This window comes from Polyangium mundeleinium (assembly GCF_028369105.1).
In the GTDB taxonomy this organism is placed as follows: Bacteria; Myxococcota_A; Polyangia; order Polyangiales; family Polyangiaceae; genus Polyangium; species Polyangium mundeleinium.
The window spans coordinates 2,218,138-2,239,358 of sequence record NZ_JAQNDO010000001.1 but is presented as its reverse complement, the minus strand read 5'-3'; the positions used below and the strand labels follow the sequence as shown (position 1 = coordinate 2,239,358).

12 protein-coding genes and 1 pseudogene are annotated in these 21,221 nt (G+C 67.5%); 4 read left to right on the top strand and 9 right to left on the bottom strand.

The annotated features are described in order from the left end of the window. Nucleotide 1: 1 nt before the first annotated feature. Both POL67_RS09005 and cmr1 read right to left on the bottom strand, forming a co-directional pair. Nucleotides 2-757 carry a hypothetical protein gene (locus POL67_RS09005; RefSeq protein ID WP_271931060.1) on the bottom strand — a complete coding sequence of 252 codons (756 nt, stop codon included), beginning with the start codon at nucleotides 755-757 and terminating at the stop codon, nucleotides 2-4. A 50-nt stretch (nucleotides 758-807) separates the two neighbouring features. Further along, nucleotides 808-1,362, bottom strand: a pseudogene (gene cmr1, locus POL67_RS54145) (type III-B CRISPR module RAMP protein Cmr1); the annotation flags it as partial. Between the two features lie 106 nt (nucleotides 1,363-1,468). Between cmr1 and POL67_RS08995 the strand changes: the two are divergent. Next, nucleotides 1,469-2,188 (top strand): hypothetical protein, encoded by a 720-nt coding sequence (locus tag POL67_RS08995; protein ID WP_271916739.1) that lies wholly within the window; start codon nucleotides 1,469-1,471, stop codon nucleotides 2,186-2,188. Nucleotides 2,189-5,053: 2,865 nt separating this feature from the next. Here POL67_RS08995 and POL67_RS08990 read toward each other — a convergent pair. The 4 genes from POL67_RS08990 to POL67_RS08975 all read right to left on the bottom strand — a co-directional run bounded on the left by POL67_RS08990 (nucleotide 5,054) and on the right by POL67_RS08975 (nucleotide 11,419). Next, on the bottom strand, nucleotides 5,054-8,101 hold the full coding sequence (locus tag POL67_RS08990) for a hypothetical protein (RefSeq protein ID WP_271916737.1): 3,048 nt from the start codon (nucleotides 8,099-8,101) through the stop codon (nucleotides 5,054-5,056). Between the two features lie 729 nt (nucleotides 8,102-8,830). Next, complete coding sequence (locus tag POL67_RS08985) at nucleotides 8,831-9,334, bottom strand: hypothetical protein (RefSeq protein ID WP_271916735.1); 504 nt, start codon at nucleotides 9,332-9,334, stop codon at nucleotides 8,831-8,833. Continuing rightward, complete coding sequence (locus POL67_RS08980; protein ID WP_271916733.1) at nucleotides 9,324-10,886, bottom strand: fused MFS/spermidine synthase; 1,563 nt, start codon at nucleotides 10,884-10,886, stop codon at nucleotides 9,324-9,326. Before POL67_RS08980 ends, POL67_RS08985 begins: the two co-directional genes overlap by 11 nt. Next, nucleotides 10,883-11,419, bottom strand: a complete 537-nt coding sequence (locus POL67_RS08975; RefSeq protein ID WP_271916731.1) for a hypothetical protein — start codon at nucleotides 11,417-11,419, stop codon at nucleotides 10,883-10,885. The genes POL67_RS08980 and POL67_RS08975 overlap by 4 nt, the downstream gene beginning before the upstream one ends. Nucleotides 11,420-11,652: 233 nt before the next feature. Between POL67_RS08975 and POL67_RS08970 the strand changes: the two genes are divergently transcribed. Beyond that, nucleotides 11,653-12,321, top strand: coding sequence for a hypothetical protein (locus tag POL67_RS08970; protein WP_271916729.1), 669 nt, complete (start codon nucleotides 11,653-11,655; stop codon nucleotides 12,319-12,321). 282 nt (nucleotides 12,322-12,603) lie between these two features. After that, a complete protein-coding gene (locus POL67_RS08965; RefSeq protein ID WP_271916727.1) occupies nucleotides 12,604-13,155 on the top strand; it encodes a hypothetical protein in 552 nt (183 codons plus the stop codon). Here the strand turns inward: POL67_RS08965 and POL67_RS08960 are convergent. Beyond that, a complete protein-coding gene (locus tag POL67_RS08960) occupies nucleotides 13,152-13,688 on the bottom strand; it encodes a hypothetical protein (RefSeq protein ID WP_271916725.1) in 537 nt (178 codons plus the stop codon). The two genes, POL67_RS08965 and POL67_RS08960, sit on opposite strands and share 4 nt — an antisense overlap. Nucleotides 13,689-14,088: 400 nt before the next feature. On the opposite strand from POL67_RS08960, the gene POL67_RS08955 reads away from it, so the two are divergent. Next, nucleotides 14,089-14,580, top strand: a complete 492-nt coding sequence (locus tag POL67_RS08955) for a VOC family protein (RefSeq protein ID WP_271916723.1) — start codon at nucleotides 14,089-14,091, stop codon at nucleotides 14,578-14,580. 83 nt (nucleotides 14,581-14,663) lie between these two features. Here POL67_RS08955 and POL67_RS08950 read toward each other — a convergent pair whose 3' ends face one another. Together POL67_RS08950 and POL67_RS08945 are read right to left on the bottom strand one after the other, a co-directional pair. Next, on the bottom strand, nucleotides 14,664-17,480 hold the full coding sequence (locus POL67_RS08950; protein WP_271916722.1) for an SBBP repeat-containing protein: 2,817 nt from the start codon (nucleotides 17,478-17,480) through the stop codon (nucleotides 14,664-14,666). A 359-nt stretch (nucleotides 17,481-17,839) separates the two neighbouring features. Then, the gene (locus POL67_RS08945) at nucleotides 17,840-20,878 is read right to left on the bottom strand and encodes an SBBP repeat-containing protein (protein ID WP_271916721.1); all 3,039 of its coding nucleotides are present in this window, start codon (nucleotides 20,876-20,878) and stop codon (nucleotides 17,840-17,842) included. Between the last annotated feature and the right edge of the window lie 343 nt (nucleotides 20,879-21,221).

Genomic DNA, 21,221 nt, shown 5'->3' with positions numbered 1-21,221 from the left:
GTCAGCGAAGCTCCGTGACGCGGGGCTGCCGCGTGAGCCAATCGAGGAACGCGTCCTTCAGCGAGGTTTTCCCCTGGAGCGGGCGAAAGCGGGGCGTCTCGCCCTGCCCGACGAGCTTGTCGAAGGGGGCCTCGGATCCGGGGACGGCGCTGTTTGCCCCTTTCCACTTCAACACGACCTTCGCCCCTGCGGGGTAGCCGCGATGAAGCCAGAGCGCCATGGGGGCGAGGCGATTGCCAAGGAGCGGGAGCGGCTTGACGATGAGGGGAGACGCGAGGCGATCGTAAAGAGGTCCCCCGGGCGTGAGGCGGAACCGGAGCTCGAAATCCTCGGGCTCGGGATGCGGGTAAAGCTCCTTGTGCCTGTCTCTCCGCTGGAATTGGCCGATGATGGGAATGCCGAACGCCGCGCGAGCCCAGGCGGGGTCGCCGTTGTACCGGGGCGGGTGTTGCCATTGCGTCTGGCCGGGGCGCATGCGCGCGAGGTGGCGCATCTTGTCGGGCTCGGGCCAGTTCGAGCGGCCGGGACGTCCATCCCCCGGCACCCGAGCGGAAGCATCGGCGGGTGCATTCTTCTGCCGAGGCGTGCCTTGGCGGAACTCACGCAGCCATCCGAGCGCCTCGTGCCAGGCCCCCTCATCGGCGCGTGGCTCGCCGACGAAGAGGCGGGCGCCGCGCAGCGAAGGGGTATCGCCGGGGCGCAGGCCGTCGATGCGGGCAAAAAGGGGTTCGCCGAAGAGGCGCGTGAGCTCGGCCATCGTCGCCTCGCGGGGAGCCAATTCGCCGCATCCCGGCCCACGACGGTCAAGCTGCCGAGGCCGCGGCGCGTGCGTGAGCCATATCCGCCGAAGAGGAGGAAGGCACGGAGCGCGTTCCGGATCTCGGGCTCGTGCGCCTCGGGCACCTGCACTTCGAGGGTGAAGGAGAGGCCAGGCTTCCAGCGGGGCGCGGGGGGTTCGCCGTTGCGTGTGGCGCGCGCGGGCCAGAGCGCGTAGGCGTCGGGCTGCCGGAGGTTGATATCGTTCGAATCCTTGTTTCCCGGTCGGACATCGAACACGCACACGTCGACGGGCGAGCGTCTTCCCTCGCTCCCCGCGGCAGCGCCGAAGCGCTCCCCCTCCGCTTTCGCGAGCTCCTTGGCATCCGGATACGAATGGCCATAGAGCGCGCGCCACCAGAAGCGGAGCGCGCCGCGAAGGCTCGGCGGCCGGATCGGGACCTCGTCGTCGAGCTCGCGGGCCACAGAACCGCCGCCGAGAATGGGCGTGACGGTGCAGAGCTCGACCCGGAGAGCCTTGCGCACGGGGCCTCCGAGGAAACGACGTGCGCGTGGTTTCGGATCCGGAGGGAGGGAGGTCCCCATGAGGTAGGGACTAGAACAAATCGATGTCCGGAACGCAAGCCTCTTCGCGAGGCTACCCACAGGCCGCGCGCACAGGTAGGCTGCCGGGGGGTCAGGAGCGAGGTGGATGGTGCGCAGGTGGATCGCGGGCGTGATGGTGGGCGCGTGGCTGGGTGTTTCGGGCGCGGCGGCCGCGGCGGAGGAGAGCGCGGCGGGGGAGAGGCTGGTACGCGCGGAGCTGGAGCTCAGCGCGACGAAGGAGAAGATCACGAAGCTCGAAGGGAAGGTCGAAGAGCTGACGAAGCAGCGTGATTACGTGCTCGTCGCGCTCTCGGTCGGAGGCACGATCGTCGCTGTGCTCAGCGCCCTCTTTTGGGTCTCGCTGAGAAAGCGGGTCAACGAAAAAGGATTCGAGGGGCTCGTGGACGCGGCCGTGGACAAGCTTCTCAAAGATGATGCGTCGCGGATGACCGGCGCCTTCGAAGGGTTGAAGGCGGAGATCCTCCGGAAGGTGCGCTGCAAGGACAAGGCGATCGCGCTCGTGGGGGAGCAGGACGCGGGGCGGGTGAAGGCAGCGCTGGAACGGCTGGGGTTCACGCGGTTCGTGGAGCGCATCGAAGTGGCCGACGTGATCGTGTTTCTCGGGGCAGAGGTTTGCAAAAAGGAATACACGAAGGCGATAAACGACAGGAGACCCGCCGTGGTCCTGTATAGCCCCGGGGTGGCCTTGCCGCCTGGGATCATCGAAGAGCTGAGCGAGCGATCGGTGGCGACGTTCGCGCAGACGCCGGTGACGGCAGCGCAGCACGCAGCGACGCTGCTGATGCTGACGCAATCGATGTCGTGAAGGGAGGCGGCGCGGAGGCGGGTCTCGGGGCGGGTCGCAGGCTTCGTCGGAGACGACCGCGCCGGTCGCCGCATGGCGACCCCCGCGCGTCACGATGACCTGTGCCCGTCGCCACGCGGCGACCCCCTCGCGTCACGGTGACATGTGCCTGTCGCCACGAGGTGACCCCCTCGCGTCACGATGACGCGTGCCCGTCGCCACGTGGCGACCCCTTCGCGTCACGGTGACGTGTGCCCGTCGCCACGAGGGGACCCCTTCGCGTGACGGTGACGTGTGCCCGTCGCCACGCGGTGCCCCCCTCGCGTCACGATGACGCGGAGCTGTCGGCACGAGGCGACGGGGGCGGGGCGGGGTTTCGGGGTCGGAGAGGGCGTGGAGGAGGGCAAGGGGCAATGCCTGAGCGGCATTTCTTGCAGAATGCAGCAGTGGAACTTGCTGCATCTTATGGCCGTCCTGTGGTGTTCAACGCCTCATCGGCATCCGTGCAGAATGTAGCTGCCAAGGACATCCAGGAGATCGACGACCGCGAGTTGTGCTCAACGCCTTAACGGCATCCCCGCAAAAAGCAGAAGGACAACAACGTCAGTGGGGGCTGCGAAGTGAAGTGCTCAACGCCTTACCGGCATCCCCGCTGAACGCAGCGGGCGGTTCTACATCCTGAACAACACCAAGTTCTAGTGCTCAACGCCTTACCGGCATCACCGCGGAACGCAGCTACGAGGCCACGGCCTACCTCGACTGGGAGGGGGAGTGCTCAACGCCTTACCGGCATCCCCGCTGAACGCAGAGGGCGTCAACCAATACGCCATCACCGTCAAGGCCGAGTGCTCAACGCCTTACCGGCATCCCCGCGGAATGCAGTGGCTCCGACAAGCCCGAGAGCGACAGCGTGATCAATAAGTGCTCAACGCCTTACCGGCATCACCGCTGAACGCAGCGGCCACGCCGATCGGCTCGCCCCCACGGAAGGCGAGTGCTCAACGCCTTATCGGCATCCCCGCTGAACACAGAGGCAATAACGTGACCTGAGAGGGACGGATCGGGTGCTCAACGCCTTACCGGCATCACCGCTGAACGCAGTGGGGCCGGCATTCTGGGCGCAAGTGGCGGCGCGGTGCTCAACGCCTTGCCGGCATCCCCGCTGAACGCAGTACCCGGGCAACTTCGGCACGATCGTGCTCGCCGCTCCGTGCTCGACGCCTTACCGGCATCCCCGCTGAACGCAGGTACGAGGGCACGGCGACGGCCGGGGACGCGGGCACGTGCTCAACGCCATACCGGCATCCCCGCTGAACGCAGAAAAATTCGGGCCGTTCCAACAGACCGACTGCGGGTGCTCAACGCCTTACCGGCATCCCCGCTGAACGCAGTTCGTTTCGATGAAAGCCATCAAGAGGGCGATTGCGTGCTCAACGCCTTACCGGCATCCCCGCTGAACGCAGCCCCTTTACGTGTTCGACGGATCCCGGAAATACGGGTGCTCAACGCCTTACCGGCATCCCCGCTGAACGCAGCATCGAGGACACGCTCAAGGACATCGCAAATTACGCGATGTGCTCAACGCCTTACCGGCATTCCCGCTAAACGCAGCCTCAACTATGTCTAGACACCAAACCCACTCTAGACGTGCTCAACGCCTTACCGGCATCCCCGCAGAACGCAGAAGTTGCCGACTGGGAAGGCGCCAAGCATCTTCATTAGTGCTCAACGCCTTACCGGCATCCCCGCAGAACGCAGCAACGGCACAGCCGGCGCGCTCGACGGACTCACGGTGTGCTCAACGCCTTACCGGCATCCCCGCAGAACGCAGAACTCCTGACCCCGAAGGGTGGCTGGCTCAACAAGTGCTCAACGCCTCACCGGCATCCCCGCAGAACGCAGAAACTCACCAGGATGCTGGATGAGGTGATGCCGCGGTGCTCAACGCCTTACCGGCATCCCCGCAGAACGCAGTATGCCAACGTTGCAGCGCTCGAGCGTGGGGATGCGCGTGCTCAACGCCTTACCGGCATCCCCGCAGAACGCAGGCCTCACCCCCGTCGAGCTGATAACTCCACGGGAATTGGGCCACTGATTCAAGCACCTTCGCTCCGACCCTCGTGGCGCCCTCGCCTGGCAGCACGACCGACCTTCCAGACCCTCGACTTCACGTAGCTTCGCCACGATCAAGCACCTCCGCGCCTCCCTTGGAATTGTCAAAGACCAACGAGATCGGGCCCCTGGGCTTCCTCCACGGCCCCCCCGGAACCTTGCCGGAGGACGCGCGCGGAGATCCTTGATCGGCCCGATCTCACCGTCCGTGCTTCACCCTCGTACCACGGTCGCCCCCGACGTGTCATCCGTTTCCCAGCCTGATGACACGGCTCCCGAAAGCCCGAGGCATGCAAAGGATCACGCCGAGGCACCTTCCGACACGATCGCCCACCGCAATCGCGATGTGCTCCCGGCAGGTCGACGGACCACGCTCTTGGGTCGTTGCTCCGATGGTCATCTCACGCGCACCACATTCGCGCGCAGGAGGTCTGGATTGCGCTCCATGAAGCTCGCTCGATAAGCGTCATTCGTGAACTCGAGCGTGACCTGCCGGATGTCCCCGCTCATCCACCGGCGCCGAACGCCAACCAAGCGGACGGGTTGAAACGCGGTCGTCTGACCCTTGCGAGGACGCCGGACGCCACCATACCACACGGTGCTCGCAGGCTTCCTGGTCCCTCTGGGCCTCGGCTTCGTTGACGTGCGGGTGGTCGATCCGGAGGGGGCCGGGATGCAATACGAGGGCGCCCTGCAGAGCCGCGCCCTTCGGCCCTGCAGGGCTTGACATCACACGCTTCGGGTTCGCCCCCGAGGGGCCTCCAGCGCGCGGGATCAGGGGGGGAACTTGGCGAGGAAGATACCGTGGCTGGAGGGGCTCATGAGGGGGCCGTTGCCGAGGTCCACGGGTCCCAAGAAGGATCCGGTGAGCAGGACGTTGCCGTTGCCGTCGATCGCGGGCGCGATTCCTTCCAGGTTGTCTGCAAAGCGCCGGCTCCAGAGATGGTTCCCGCTCGCATCCAGCTTTGCCACGAAGATGTCCTGGTTCTCTGCGCCCTCCACGGTGAAAGTCATGCCGCCGAAGTTCACGGTGCCGTTGAAGGATCCCACGAGGAGGACGTTGCCGGCGCCATCGACTGCGGTCGCAGTGGCAGCCTGGTAGTTCGAATCCCCGAAGCGTTTGCTCCAGACATGATCGCCATTCCCATCCAGCTTCGCCAGGTAGATGTCCGAGTTCCCCGCACTGGTGAGGGGGTCGCCGCCAAAGTCCACGGTGCCGACGAAATACCCGGTGAGCAGGACGTTACCTGCGCTGTCGATCGCCATTGCAGCGGCGCCCTGGGAACTGGCTTCCCCGAAACGCTTGCTCCAGACGTGGTTTCCATCGGCGTCCAGCTTGGCCACCACGATGTTGTCACTCCCCAGGCTCGTGAGAGGCCCACCGCCGAAGTCCACGGTGCCAGAGAAGTCTCCGGCGACCAGGACATTGCCTGCGCTGTCAATCCCCATCTTGTTGAAGCTCAGGATGTCTGTACTCCAGAAGTGCTTGCTCCAGAGGTGGTTGCCGTCAGCGTCCAGTTTGGCCACGAAGGCATCGTGATTCGGACCCATGCCCGTGAGAGGCCCACCGCCGAAGTCCACGGTGCCCCGGAACGATCCGGCAAGGAAGATGTTGCCTGCGCTGTCGGTGGCCGTCGCAGTGGCGTACTGGGAATTGGAATCTCCAAAGCATTTGCTCCAGAGATGGTTCCCGTTCGGGTCCAGCTTCGCTACGTAGATGTCCCGGTACCCCGCGCTGGTGAGAGGTCCGCCGCCAAAGTCCACGACGCCTTGAAAATGCCCGGCGAGCAAGACGTTGTCCGCACTGTTCGTCACAGTCACAGTGGCGGATTGCTCATAGGAGCCTCCAATGCGTTTGCTCCAGAGATGGTTCCCACCCGTGCCCAGCTTGGCCACGAAGATCTCCGAGCTATTCCCGGCCGCGCTGGCGAGAACCCCACCGCCGAAGTCGAGCTGTCCATTGAATCCGCCAGCGATCAGCGCATTGCCCGCGCTGTCGAGCGCGAACCCACCGACCCCTTTGGAACCTTCTCCCCCGAACGCCTTGCTCCACAGCGTGCATTGGGTCGTCCCGTCGCAGTCATCGTCCTCCGGCGTGGCGCAACTCTCCTGCTGCGGCTTCACCTCCATGAGGCACGGCCCCAGGAACCCATTCACGCACGCTCGCGTCCCCGCCGTGCATATGCCGACGCCCAGCGTGTCCATGGGCCCCGTATAGCAGGTAGCCGTACCCCCCGCCTGGCACGCGCAGTTATCGCCGTCCTCGTTCACGAGCCCATCACAGTCGTCGTCCAGCGGCGAGTTGCAGTCCTCAGCCTGGGGCAGCACCTCGCCGGCGCAGCCGACCCAGCCCGTCCCGCTGCCATTGCAGTACCCCTTCATTTGCAGGCAGATCCCCACGCCTTCCGTGCCCGCGGGGCCGCTGTACCCGCAATCCTGCCACGCTCCCGGCGTACACACGGAGCCGAGCGGCAGCGAGATCGGGCTCAGGATCGTGCACTCCGCGCCATTGCCCCCGCAATTCGAGGCCGGCCCCGACCCGGTGACCGTCACCGTTGCGAATGGCGCGGTCGTCGGACCGACCTGGATCTGCGCCGTCCCGTTCAGCATGATGTCCACGCACGCGAGCCCGTTCGCGTCCGTCAGCACCGCGGACGACCCGCCCAGGTAGCTCACCCCCGACGCGCTCACCGACGCGCCGGATGGCGTGTCGGACCCATCGGCCGAGACCACCGGCACGAGGAAGCAATGTTTCTCCGTCCACGGCCTGTCGCAATTCCACCACGAGAAATGCCCCACCTCCGCCACCCACGCCATATTCCCAGGTTCAGCGACCGAGCCCTGGATCACCCCTGTGCCCTCTTCGCGCCAGATCCCCGCGTCCAGATCGAACCACCACGCCGGGATCCATTCCCCCTCCTGCACCTTCGCCGCCACCGCATCCGGCAGCACCAGCTCCAGCGTCGCCCGCGCTCCCGGTGCAAGATTCACCTTCTGGCTCCCCTGCCACAACGTCACCTCCGCCATGAACAGGCTCTCGAGGCCGACCGTCGCGCCATTGTCGGCGGAGATCCCTTCGAGCGGGCCGGGGGCATTCGCGAGGCCCTGACTCGGATCCAGCGGCACGATGGTGGCCTCGACCAGCCCCGTCACGGGCTCGCCGTTTTGATCGACGATCGCATCTGAGGGAATGGTCACGTGGACCGGTCCTTGATCGAGCGCGGCGCCAGCGCTCGCGTCGAAGGGAATCCGCGGGGGAAGGGGAAACAGGTGCACCTCCGCCCCGCCGTGCGCGCCCGGGGGCAATTCGACGACCACGCTCGCGGGCGTATACCCGAAGCGCTCGACGCGGGCGGAGAATCGACCGGGCGTGAGGTTCTCGAAGAGGATGTAACCCGCGCCGTCGGTCGGACGTGGCGTGCCATTTTGGGCGGTCACGACTGCGGAGGGAACCGGCAGGTTCTCCGTATCGAGGACCTGCACGAGCAGGCTCGTGCCCACGGGCTCCTGGATCGAGCCTCCGCCGGAGCCGCCCGCACCTGCCATGCCGCCCGCGCCGCCCGCGCCGCCCGCGCCGCCCATTCCGCCGGAACCACCCGCGCCGCCGCTCCCGCTTCCGGCACCTCCGCCGCTTCCGCCGTCGCCGCCGGAGCCGCTCGCGCTTGCGCCCCCGCTCCCGTTCCCGCCAGTGCTTCCGCTGCTCGACGAAGCGGCGCCCCCGCTCGTCCCCGGTTCCGGCTCATCGCTGCATGCCGCGAGCGGCAACAGCAACACGGTCGTCGCGAGCCAACCCAAAAACCGACCCATCATAAAAGATTGCATACGTGCACTCCGGCTTCCCGGAGACACCCTAAGCAAGTCGGACGGCTCGGCCCAAAAAACAGACGCGGCACCGCGGCCAGATCCGTCCAGCTCCCCGCCCCTCATCCCACCGCTTGCAAGGCGCATGGCGACGCGCTGGCTCGCCGACGATCCAAGGTTCCACACCGTCGGCGTAGGCCCTGGTTCGGCGGCGGTCGGACGAAGCGCTCAGCCTTCCGCGTCCATATCCACGGAGCACGGTCGCCCAGCGACGGCAGGCTTCGCTCGCTGCGACGCAGCTCTCCTCGTGAGCATCGCCTGATCCCGTCGAGCGCGCTCAAGCTCGTCCTCGGCCTGGTCACGCCACCTCCAGCGCCAGCGCAAGAACCGCCGCGCGAAGTAGCGTTTGTATCGTCGCTTCTCGCTTGGCTTCGGCCCCTGCCGCCGCCGTTTGCGGAGCTCGCGGAGCGCGCCGCCACGGCTCATCCGCAGCTCATCAAGCGCCTCTTCCAGCTTTCCGTCCACCACCAAGATATCGACTCGACACCGAACCGAATCCGTCGGCATGTCGCTCTCGAGCGCCTGCTCTCGGGCAAGGCGCGTCGGGCAAGGAAGAGTGTACCGTCGGCGATGAACGCCCCGCAAGCGGAACCGCCGCGCTCCGACATCAGCCGCCCAATGGCCGTTCAGACGTCGGCGGACGCGAAGGGTGATCCGCCATCACATCCAACCCGTCGCACGGCTGCACTCCTATCGCGAAGATCCACCCTTTGCCGAATCCCCACTCCGCTCCCCCCTCCGCACCAGATGCCACGCGCTGAGCGGCACCATCACGAGCGCCACCAGATCCGTCGGATCCGCCAGGTTCCGGAACGATCTCCCCCCGCCGAACGGCGCATCCAGCGCCCCGAGCAGCGCCCGGTGCACGCCCGTGAACGCAGGCCATGTCTTCAGCAGCGCGAAATACGCCACGCTCACGCCGCAGGCCAGCCAGATTCCACGGCGACCCACGTGCAGCCCCACCCGAGCACCGCACAGCCGCGCAATCGTGCGCAGCCATTCCGCCGCGGCCACCAGGAACACCGGCAAGAGAAAACAAATCGCCAGATCCGAGAGCTTGCCGCTCACCACCCCCGGATGCCTGCGTCGCAGCCAGAAGACATTGAACGCGAGCGCTGCCGCCGCGAGCCACGACCATGGATGCAAAAGCGCCCGGCCCGGGACGTCGCCGCGCTCCCGGGGCTCAGAGCGCACGCCAGATGATCCTGTCCGTGAGCCATTCGACCGGCGCGTGATCGTCGGTCAACACCGGCGTGCCCGCAGGCCAGGCCGCAGGCCGCATCGGGGCGTGGCGCCCGGCGAGATCCCGCAGCACGGCGCCCGTCTGCGCCGAGACCGAGAGCCCCGCCATCCCGACTGCCTCGGCGGGCGCGTGCTCGGTCGCCACCAGGATCGTGTTCGATTTGCCCGGCGGATCCGCCGCCTGCACGTGCGGGAAGACCTGCGCCATCGTGCGCGCGAGCGCGTGCACCACGCCGCGCTCCTCGCCATGACGGCCCGCATTCACCATGAGCACGCCGCCCGGCGCAAGGCAGCGCCGCGCCGCCGCGAAAAACTCCACGGTCGCGAGCTGGAACGGCACGTACGGGAACTGAAACGCATCGAGCACGATGACATCCTGTTTCCCCGGCGCGCGCTCGGCCTCGGCCAGGAGGAAGGGGCGCGCGTCGTCGATCCTGACCTCGACCCCCGGCAACGCGAACCCGAGCCACGTGCGGCCCGCCTCCACCACCGCCGCATCGAGCTCCACGCCCACCACCGCCGCCGCCGGGTAGAGCCGCCGGAACACCTCCGCAGACGTGCCGCCGCCGAGCCCGAGGAGCAGCACACGCTCGGGCACGGGCCGGGTCCCGTAGCTCGGCGCCATCGCGTAATAGGCCCACACGTCGCGCACGGGCAGCTCGCCGTCGAGGCGCGCGAACGATTGCACGGCAAAGCCGTCGTTGACCCGGATCTGCCGCTCGCCACCACGCTCGACCACCGCAATATGGTTATGACGCGACTCGCCTGCCCAGAGCAGCCGCCCATGCGCGGGCGCAGGCGTGGATAGCGGCGCGAAGGCGAGCGCCACGGTCAGCGTCGAGGCCGCAGCCCCGACGATCGCCTCCCGGCGCGCGCGGGCGCGAAAAGCGAACACCGCGGCGCTCACCGCGAGCAGCACTGCGGCCACGTCGAACGTCGCGCGTGTCCCCAGCCAAGGCAGGAGCACGAGCCCCGCGCCGAACGTGCCCACGAGGCTCCCGAGCGTCCCCAGCGCCGAGAGCCTCCCCGCGAGGCGGCCGAGTTTTCCCGTCGCCTCGGCGTCGCCCGCATTCCCGGCCGCGTGCATCACGAGCGGGGGCAGCGCCCCCAGCGAGCCCATGGGGAGCGCAAGGGCGAGGGCCGTGATTGCCGCGAGCAACCCCAGCGAAAACGCGTTCCCCGTGCGGAAGTGCGCGAGGCTCGACGAGAGCACCCACGGCACCACGCGCGGCAGCGCGGCGAAGAGCAGCGACGACGCCAGCATGAGGCGCACGATCCACCGCGAGGCCGCGCCGCGCGCGCTGAGCCAACCGCCGAGCAGGTTCCCGAGCGCGAGGCTCCCGAGCACCGTGCCGATGAGCATCGCCCACGTCGTGGTGCTCGTCCCCAGGTGCGGCGCGAGCAGCCTGCCCGCGGCGATCTCCCCGTTCATCACGGCCACGCCGCCGAGGAAGCTCAGCGCCATCCATGCGGCGAGCCCTTGCGGGCGCGTCGCGTCGGTCATTGCACGGCCGTCAGGCGCGCCGTGCACGTGCCGGCGTTGCTACCCGTGCCGTCGTCGACGAGGCAATGCACGTCCTTTCCGACCTCCGTCCTCAATTGGACCTTGCACGTGACCACGACGCCGGGCGCCCCTCCGCCGCCCGCACCCCCGCCGCCCCCAGCGCCGCCGCCTCCGCCTCCCCCGCCCGTCTCCCCGGTCGCAAAGGCCGGGAGCTCTAGGGTGACCCCCGTGCTCACGAACGGCTCGTCCTCATCGCTGCACGAACCGACCACGCCCCCGGAGACCGGAGCGACGTCGCCCGAGACCTTGGTGACCGACAGGCTCGCCGCATCCGCGCTCACGCCCGGCTGCATGGAGCCATGGATGCGGATGCGACCACTGAGGTTGCCGCCGCAGGTCGTGGTGATGTCGAAGGTGCGGTCGAAGGACGACGGCGCACACTGCTCCTCTGCGCTGTCGGCCAGGAGCAACGAGAACAGGCCCGCTGTGGCGAGGAGGCTCACGGGATGACGAACGGTGCGAAACAGCTTCATGGTGTCTCCTAAGGAAGGCAAAGGGCTGCGCCCGTGCCCGGGCGGAAGGGCGCGCTCGGCGCGCCGCGGCGAGTATGCAAAATCCCCGCCCCGAGGTCCAGCAGGGGCGAACGCCCTGAAAGCTGACCCACCGGCGCATCCGCAGGAGGAGTCTCCCTGTAGGACCAAGCCTCATGGCGAGGCGCGGAGCCCGCGTCCATGATCACGCTGGCGTCCTGGGGGGGAGGTCGAGCATGACATTGGAGTTCAAAGGCGGTTCACCCACGTCGAGCCGCGGGCCCGAGCCTGTGTCCACCATCCGCTACGTCACGCGGCGCATGATGGAGGCCGAGTGCCCTGGGGTCTACGAGCAGATCCCGTGTCAGTTTCGCGATCGCTTGCCCGCGCGGGTGCGGTCTTCCGCCCATAACGCGGACATTTTCTGGGCCGGGTTCAACGTCTTCCCCGGCCTCGTCACGGACCTCTTCCAGCGCTTGAGGTACGTCGAGGGGACGGAGTGGCCCATGTGGAAGCTCGTCGCGGCGTTTTATCTGGTCGAGGCGCGCATCGGCGAGAGCGCCGTGAAGCGCGCAGGCGAGAAGATCCATTCGACGATGTCGTGGCCTCCCCATCTGCGCACGGTCGCCGACGCCTTGCGGTACACGGAGACGGCGTATTACGAGTCGCACCTGCGCGCGCCTCGCTGGCTCTCGGGTTGCTGGCGCGTCGAGCGCGAGACGGAGGCGCGCATGGTGCTCGTGGACGACACCCCGTACCCCTGCCGCGTCAATGAAGGCGTCGTGGCGGGGATCACGCGCGCGTTCTCGCATCAGAAGCCCAGGTATGGAATCCGCGACCCGCACGAGGCGAAGCGCGCGGGCGGGACGGTCACCCGGTATGACATCTCGTTCATGCCGGCCTGAGAGGGTGTTCCGCAGGCTGCTGCGCGGCTCGACGCGTCGGTCGGCCTCGCTCGACGTACAGTGTACGCCTCGCTCGGCCTCCCTAGCATCGAGCCGCTCGCGACGCCTGCGGAACACCCTCTGAGGGCCGCGCTGGGCTCTGCAGAAGGTCGCCCCGGCCACCGCGCCCCCCGAAGAAGGGCGGTCGGCGCGCGGCGGCGAAGGCGGACAGCGTGGACGCGGACGGGAGGGTCGCGGATCTCGCCATGCACGCTGGCGGAGCCGAAGTATCTTCCGACGTAGATGAAGGAATCCGACGTCCCCCTGGACCTTGAAGAAGAGTCCCGTCGCCTCTGGAGCGAGTACCACGCGGCCCGTGAGGCAGGCTTTGCCGGCTACGACTTCGAGGCGGTGAGCTTGAAGCTCCGCTCGCTGCGCCGGAGATCCTCGAAAGCCGGATGGACTGTGGTCACCCAGCAGCTCGGCGATCTCGCGCAGTACGTCTTGCTCGCGAAAAAGAAGCAGCAGACGCCCGAGCAGCGTTTGCGCTCGTTCTGGCCGGCGCTCGTTCCGTCGGTGATCGAGGCCGCGCTCCGTCAAGCCGAGGAGGCATTGAAGGAGCGCTCCCTCCCGAAAATTCGCCGCGCCATCTCCGCCTTGCGCTGCACCGAACAGCCCGAACACCTCGCGGAGATCGCCGAGGAGGGGCTCGCCGAGGAGTTCGCGCCTCTCATCCCCGGCGCGGTGGCGGACGAAGGCATGCTCGTCCTCTCCGCCGAGCACGAAGCGCTCATCGAGCGGGGGCGCCTCATGCTCGTTCGGCTGCACGCCGCCGCCGGCGGACGGCGCGGCTAGAGCGCATATCCTCCTCCCCTGGCAACCTGGGTCCACTGGAACGTCCGCGAATTCAGTTCCCATCGGCGCCAGCCCCCGCCTTCATCGCCGAATCGAATGCTGACAGGCGGCCCCCATTGGATCATGGGGTTGGGAACCTCGCGGTCGGGGCCCGCGGGGACCGGGGTCGCCATGCATCCAAGGATCGGGCTTGTCGCGCGCGCGCCGGTCGGGCCGACCCGAAGGAGCCAGTACCCGTAGGCGCCGCACTCGGGGCTCCCTTCGAATACGGCGGCAAACAGCAAATCCAGTTGCTGTCCGCGGACGTGTGTCCCCACGAGCTCGAGGTCCTTGCCCTTCCCTAGAACGGAACGCAGCTCGAGATGGCCAGGCGAACACAGCCCGCTGGCAGGAAGGGCAGGCGCATCGCATGGCGGAGGGAACACCATCTCGCTGCCCACGGCGATGGATTCGACGAACTGGGCGTCGGAGGCACCTGCGCGAAAACGAAGGACCACTCGCTTGTCGCCGACAGCAAACTCGGCCGGGGCCACGGGTCTCTCTCGCGTGGGCGGTGTGGATTCGTCCGAGGGCAGGACGCTCCTCTCGGCTTGCGGCATGGCGCCGGTGCCTTTCTGCGAGGCCACCGGCGGGGCCACCGGCGGGGCCACCGACGGGGCCACCGGCGGGGCGGGCGCCGGCGGCGAACCGGGCACGGAGCTGCCGCCGCAGGCCGTGAGTCCGATCAGAGCAGCCCATCGCACCGCTTTCGCCATCCCTACGGGCCACGACGGCTCGGAGGGGGGCACTTTGCGGGGGACAGGAAACACAGGCGCTCTTTGGATGTCAGGAACGTTCATGGCCTGAGCTCGATCCGCCGCCCCGCGGAAAAAAAGACGGGGACCGATGAGTTTGGCCCTGGCCGAGGGTCCAAGGCGTCGAAGGAGGAACGGTATGGCCATGAAGGGCAACACGAAGATATTCCCGCATCTCTGGTACGCCAAGGAGGCAGAGGAGGCGGCGAGGTTTTACGCCTCGATTTTCCCGAACTCGCGGGTCGATCACGTCACCGAGCTCCAGAGCGAGACGCCCAGCGGGCCGCCGGGCTCCGTGAAGGTCGTGGACTTCACGCTCCTCGGCCAGCGCTTCCAGGCGATCAGCGCCGGGCCCCACCACGAGTTCAACGACGCCGTCTCCATGGTGGTGCTCTGCGACGACCAGGCGGAGCTGGACCGCTACTGGAACACGCTGCTCGAAGGGGGCGGGCGGCCGCAGGCCTGCGGCTGGCTCATCGATCGCTTCGGCCTGCGGTGGCAGATCGTGCCGGCCGTGCTCGACGAGATGATGCGCGACCCCGATCCGGTCCGATCCAAGAAGGTGTCGGACGCGGTCATGAAGATGATCAAGCTGGACATCGCGGCGCTCGAGGCGGCCTACCGGTCGTAGCGGCGCGGCCCAGAGGGATGCCGGGGCGTCGGGCCTCGGCTTCGGTGACGTGCAGGAGGTCGGGTTCGCCCCCGGGGGGGCCCTCAGGGGGAGAACTTGGCGAGGAAGATATCGTAGCTGCCGAAGGTACTCGTGAGGAGGCCGTTGCCGAGGTCCAGGGGATCATAGAAGCCTCCGGTGAGCAGGACGTTGCCGTTGCCGTCGACCGCGGGCGCGATTCCTGGCAAAAAGCCTGCAAAGCGTCGGCTCCAGAGATGGTTCCCGCTCGCATCCAGCTTTGCCACGAAGGAGTCTTCCAGGAAGTTCGCTGAGTTCCCCGCGGTGAAAGTGATGCCGCCGAAGTTCACAGTGCCAAAAAAGATTCCTGTGATGAGGACGTTGCCGGCGCCATCGACTGCGGTTGCAGTGGGAACCTGGGAGTCAGGATCTCCGAAGCGTTTGCTCCAGACATGGTTGCCGTTCCCGTCCAGCTTCGCCACGTAGATGTCCGATTTCCCCGCGCTCGTGACGGGTCCGCCGCCGAAGTCCAAGGTGCCGTTGAAATACCCGGTGACCAGGACATTGCCAGCGTCGTCGGTCGCCATCGCAGTGGGGTACTGGTAACCAGTATCCCCGAAACGCTTGCTCCATACGTGGTTGCCGTCGGCGTCCAGCTTGGCCACCACGATGTCGCTCGTACTCATGCTCGTGAGAGGCCCACCGCCGAGGTCCGCGGTGCCAAAAAGGTTTCCGGTGACCAGGACATTGCCTGTGCTGTCAGTCCCGATCTTGGCGATGGCCAAGCTGCTTGCACTCCAGTGCTTGCTCCAGAGGTGGTTGCCGTCAGCGTCCAGCTTGGCCACGAAGATATTATAATCCATATCTTCGTTTCCGAGAGGCCCACCGCCGAAGTCCACGGTGCCCGTAAACTCTCCGGCAAGGAAGACGTTGCCTGCGCTGTCGGTGGCCATCGCTGCGAGGAACTGGCGCTCGGAATCTCCAAAGCGTTTGCTCCAGAGATGGCTCCCGCTCGTGTCCAGCTTCGCTACGTAGATGTCCAAATCCCCCGCGCTCGTGACGGGTCCGCCGCCGAAGTCCACGGCGCCTTGGAAATGCCCGGCTAGCAAGACGTTGTCCGCGCTGTCGGTCGCAGTCGCGGTGACGAATTGAGCTAGTGCATTCCCGAAGCGTTTGCTCCAGAGATGGTCACCGTTCGCGTCCAGCTTCGCGACGTAGACGTCCAAGTCCCCCGCGCTGGTAAGGGGTCCGCCGCCGAGGTCCATGGTTACACTGAATCCGCCAGCAATCAGCACGTTGTCCGCGCTGTCGAGTACGAACCCATCGGCCTGTTCGGAACCTCCTGCCCAGAACCCCTTGCTCCACAACGTGCATTGGGTCGTCCCGTCGCAGTTCTCATCCTCCGGCGTGGCGCAAGTCTCCTGCTGCGGCGTCACCTCCATGAGGCACGGCCCGAAGAACCCATTCACGCACCCTCGCGTCCCCGCCGTGCATATCCCGATGCCCAGCGTGCCTTTGGGCCCCGTATAGCAGGTTTTCGTCTCCCCCGGCTGGCACGCGCAGTTGTCACCTTCCTCGTTCACGAGTCCATCACAGTCGTCGTCCAGCGGCGAGCTGCAATCCTCGGCCTGGGGCAGCACCTCGCCGACGCAGCCGGTCCAGCCGGTCCCGCTGCCGTTGCAGTATTCCTTCCCTCCCTGGCAGATCCCCACGCCTTTCGTACCCGCGGGGCCGCTGTATCCGCAGTCCTGCCACGTTCCCGGCGTGCACACCGAGCCCAGCGGCAGCAACACCGGGCTCAGGAGGGTGCACGCAGCGCCATTGCCACCGCAATCCGAGGCCGGCCCCGACCCGGTGACCGTCACCGTCGCGAACGGCGCGGTCGTCGGACCGACCAGGATCTGTGCCGTCCCGTTCAGCATGATGTCCATACAGGCGAGCCCGTTCGCGTCCGTCAGCGCCGCGGACGACCAGCCCGCGTAGCTCACCCCCGACGCGTTCACCGACGCGCCGGATGGCGTGTCGGACCCATCGGCCGAGACCACCGGCATGAGGAAGCAATGTTTATCCGTCCACGGCCTGTCGCAATTCCACCACGAGAAATGCCCCACCTCCGCCACCCACGCCATCTTCCCGGGCTCGGCGACCGAGGCCTGGATCATCCCCACGCCCTCTTCGCGCCAGATCCCCGCGCCCAGATCGAACCACCACGCCGGGATCCACTCCCCCTCGTACACCTGCGCCGCCACCGCATCCGGCAGCACCAGCTCCAGCGTCGCCCGCTTCCCCGGTGCGAGATTCACCTTCTGGCTTCCCTGCCACAGCGTCACCTCCGCCATGAACACGCTTTCGAGGCCGACCGTCGCGCCATTGCCGGCGGAGATCCCTTCGAGCGGGCCGGGGGCATTCGCGAGACCCTGGCTCGGATCCAGCGGCACGATGGTGGCCTCCACCGGCCCCGTCACCGGCTCGCCGAACTCATTGACGATCGCACCCGAGGGAATGGTGACGTGGACCGGTCCCTGGTCGAGCGCGGCGCCTGCCGTCGCGTCGAAGGGAATCCGCGGCGGAAGCGGAAACAGGTGCACCTCCGCCCCACCATGCGCACCCGAGGGTAATTCGACGACCACGCTCGCGGGTGCGTACCCGAAGCGCTCGACGCGTGCGGAGAATCGGCCAGGCGTGAGGTTCTCAAAGAGGATGTAGCCCGCGCCGTCGGTCGGGCGTGGTGTGCCCCCCTGGGAAGTGACGACCGCGGAGGGAACTGGCTGGTTTTGGGTATCGAGGACCTGCACGAGCAGGCTCGTCCCCACGGGCTCCTGGATCGAGCCTCCGCCCGAGCCGCCCGCGCCGGCCATTCCGCCGGAACCACCCGCGCCGCCGCTCCCGCCCGCGCCGGCCATTCCGCCGGAACCACCCGCGCCGCCCGAGCCGCCGCTCCCGCCCGCGCCGCCGCTCCCGCTTCCGGCATCTCCGCCGCTCCCGCCACCGCCGCCGGAGCCGCTCGCGCTTCCGCCACCGCTCCCGTTCCCCCCACTGCTTCCGCTGCTCGAGGACGCGACGTTCCCGCGCGTCCCCGGTTCCGGCTCATCGCTGCACGCCGCGAGCGGCCACAGCAAGGCGGTCGTCGCGAGCCAGCCCCAAAAGCGACCCATCGTTAACAATTGCATAGGTGTACTCCGGCTTCCCCGAGAGACACCCTATGCAAGTCGGACTCCACGGCCCAAAAAACAGCCGCGGGATCGCGGCCCAGGGAGCGGGATCAGGGGGGGAACTTGGCGAGGAAGATATCGGTGCTGCCGTCGGTGCTCGTGAGGAGGCCGTTGCCGAGGTCCACGGGTTCCAAGAAGGATCCGGCGAGCAGGGCGTTGCCGTTGCCGTCGACCGCGGGCGCGATTCCTTCCATTTTGCCTACAAAGCGCCGGCTCCAGAGATGGTTCCCGCTCGCATCCAGCTTTGCCACGAAGGTGTCTACAAGAGCGTTCTCTGTGCCCACCATGGTGAAAGTCATGCCGCCGAAATTCACCGTGCCCTGGAAGGATCCCACGAGGAGGACGTTGCCGGCGCCATCGACCGCGATCCTAGAGGGATACTGGTCGTCGGGATCTCCGAAGCGTTTGCTCCAGACATGATTGCCGTTCGCGTCCAGCTTCGCCAGGTAGATGTCCACGCCCCCCGCACTCGTGAGGGGTCCGCTGCCGAAGTCCACGGTGCCGTGGAACTCCCCGGTGATCAGGACGTCGCCTGCGCTGTCGATCGCTATCCCCATGACGTGCTGGGATTCAGACACAAAAACCTTGCCCCAGACGTGGTTGCCATCGGCGTCCAGCTTTATCACCTCGAGGGCGCCACCTTCGAGGATTCCAGCGACCAGGACATTGCCTGCGTTGTCAATCCCGAACTTGGTGGCGCCCAAGGCATCTGTAGTCCCGAGGCTCGTGCTCCAGAGGTGGTTGCCGTCCGCGTCCAGCTTGGCCACGAAGTTATCCGTGTTCTCGATAGGCCCCCCGCCGAAGTCCACGAGACCCATGACCACTCCGGTAAGGAAGACGTTGCCTGCGCTGTCGGTGGCTGTCGCAATGGCAGACTGAGCCTCGGAATCTCCAAAGCGTTTGCTCCAGAGATGATTCCCGTTCGCGTCCAGCTTCGCCAGGTAGATGTCCACGTCTCCCGCGCTGGTGAGGGGTCCGCCGCCCAAATCCATGGCGCCTTGAAAAACCCCGGTCAGCAAGACATTGTTCGCGCTATCGGTCGCAGTTGTCGTGCCGTTTTGATACAGTACATTCCCGAAGCGTTTGCTCCAGAGATGGTCACCGTTCACGTCCAGCTTCGCGACGTAGATGTCCATGCCCCCCGCGCTGGTGAGGGGTCCGCCGCCGAAGTCCAGGGATCCATTGAATCCGCCCGTGAGCAGCACGTTGCCCACGCTGTCGAGCGCGAGCCCACGAACCTCGTCGTAACCTCCTCCCGCGAACGCCTTGCTCCACAACGTGCATTGGGTCGTCCCGTCGCAGTCATCGTCCTCCGGCGTGGCGCAACTCTCCTGCTGCGGCTTCACCTCCATCTGGCACGGCCCGAAGAACCCATTGACGCATGCTCGCGTCCCCGCTGTGCAACTTCCGATGCCCAGCGTGCCCACGGGCCCGGTATAGCAGGAATTCGAATCCCCTGGCTGGCACGCGCAGCTTTCGCCTTCCTCGTTCACGAGCCCATCACAGTCGTCGTCCTGTAGCGACTTGCAATGCTCGGCCTCGGGCAGCACCTCGCCGGCGCAGCCGGTCCAGCCCGTCCCGCTGCCGTTGCAGTAATTCTTCGCTCCCTGGCAAATCCCCACGTCTTCCGTACCCGCGGGGCCGCTGTACCCGCAATTCTGCCACGTTCCCGGCGTGCACACCGAGCCCAGCGGCAGCAACACCGGGCTCAGCAGGGTGCACGCAGCGCCATTGCCCCGGCAATCCGAGGCTGGCCCCGACCCGGTGACCGTCACCGTCGCGAACGGCGCGGTCGTCGGACCGACCTGAATCTGCGCCGTCCCGTTCAGCATGACGTCCACGCACGCGAGCCCGTTCGCGTCCGTCAGCACCGCGGACGACCCGCCCGCGTAGCTCACCCCCGACGCGCTCACCGACGCGCCGGATGGCGTGTCGGACCCATCGGTCGAGACCACCGGCACGAGGAAGCAATGTTTGTCCGTCCACGGCCTGTCGCAATTCCACCACGAGAAATGCCCCACCTCCGCCACCCACGCCATCTTCCCAGGCTCAGCCACCGAGCTCTGGATCATCCCCGCGCCCTCTTCGCGCCAGATACCCGCGTCCAGATCGAACCACCACGCCGGGATCCCCTCCCCCTCCTGCACCTTCGCCGCCACCGCATCCGGCAGCACCAGCTCCAGCGTCGCCCGCTTCCCCGGTGCGAGATTCACCTTCTGGCTGCCCTGCCACAGCGTCACCTCCGCCATGAACACGCTTTCGAGGCCAACCGTCGCGCCATTGCCGGCGGAGATCCCTTCCAGCGGGCCGGGGGCATTCGCGAGGCCCTGACTCGGATCCAGCGGCACGATGGTCGCCTCGACCGTCCCCGTCACCGGCTCGCCGAACTCATTGACGATCGCCCCCGAGGGAATGGTCACGTGCGCCGGTCCCTGATCGAGCGCGGCGCCGGCCGTCGCGTCGAAGGGAATCCGCGGCGGAAGGGGAAACAGGTGCACCTCCGCCCCCCCATGCGCACCCTGGGGCAATTCGACGACCACGCTCGCCGGTGCATACCCGAAGCGCTCGACGCGGGCGGAGAATCGACCGGGTGTGAGGTTGTCGTAGAGGATATAGCCCGCGCCGTCGGTCGGGCGCGGCGTGCCACCCTGGGAAGTGACGACCGCGGAGGGAACCGGCTGGTTCTGGGTATCGAGGACCTGCACGAGCAGGCTCGTGCCCACGGGCTCCTGGATCGAGCCTCCGCCCGAGCCGCCCGCGCCTGCCATTCCGCCGGAACCACCCGCGCCGCCGCTCCCGCCGCTGCCGGCACCTCCACCGCTTCCGCCCCCGCCGCCGGAGCCGCTCGCGCTTGCGCCCCCGCTCCCGCCCGCGCCGCCGCTCCCGCTTCCGGCATCTCCGCCGCTTCCGCCGCTTCCACCATCGCCGCCGGAGCCGCTCGCGCTTGCGCCCCCGCTCTCGTTCCCCCCACTGCTTCCGCTGCTCGACGACGCGACGTTCCCGCTCGTCCCCGGTTCCGGCTCCTCGCTGCACGCCGCGAGCGGCAACAGCAACACGGTCGTGGCGAGACAACTGAAAAAGCGACCCATCGTTAAAAATTGCATACGTAGACTCCGGCTTCCCCGAGAGACACCCTATGCAATTCGGACGGCTCGGCCCAAGAAACAGACGCGGCACCCCCGCAAGATTGCGCCCGCTCCCCGCAAACCACCTCCTGCTCCGCCACGACCCGGCCCGCGGCCGCGCGCCCACGGATCTCGGGCGCCGTGAGCCGCCGAGCCCCGGGCGCGTCCTCCCGCCTGCGGCGCCCGAGGTCTCGCTCCGCGCTCACCCGCACCCGATCCACGACGCCGCAGATCGCCGATCCCACCGCGGGAACGCCGACCTGCGGCGCCGCAAGTCCCGCTCCGCGAGGCCGTCCCCCATCCTTTG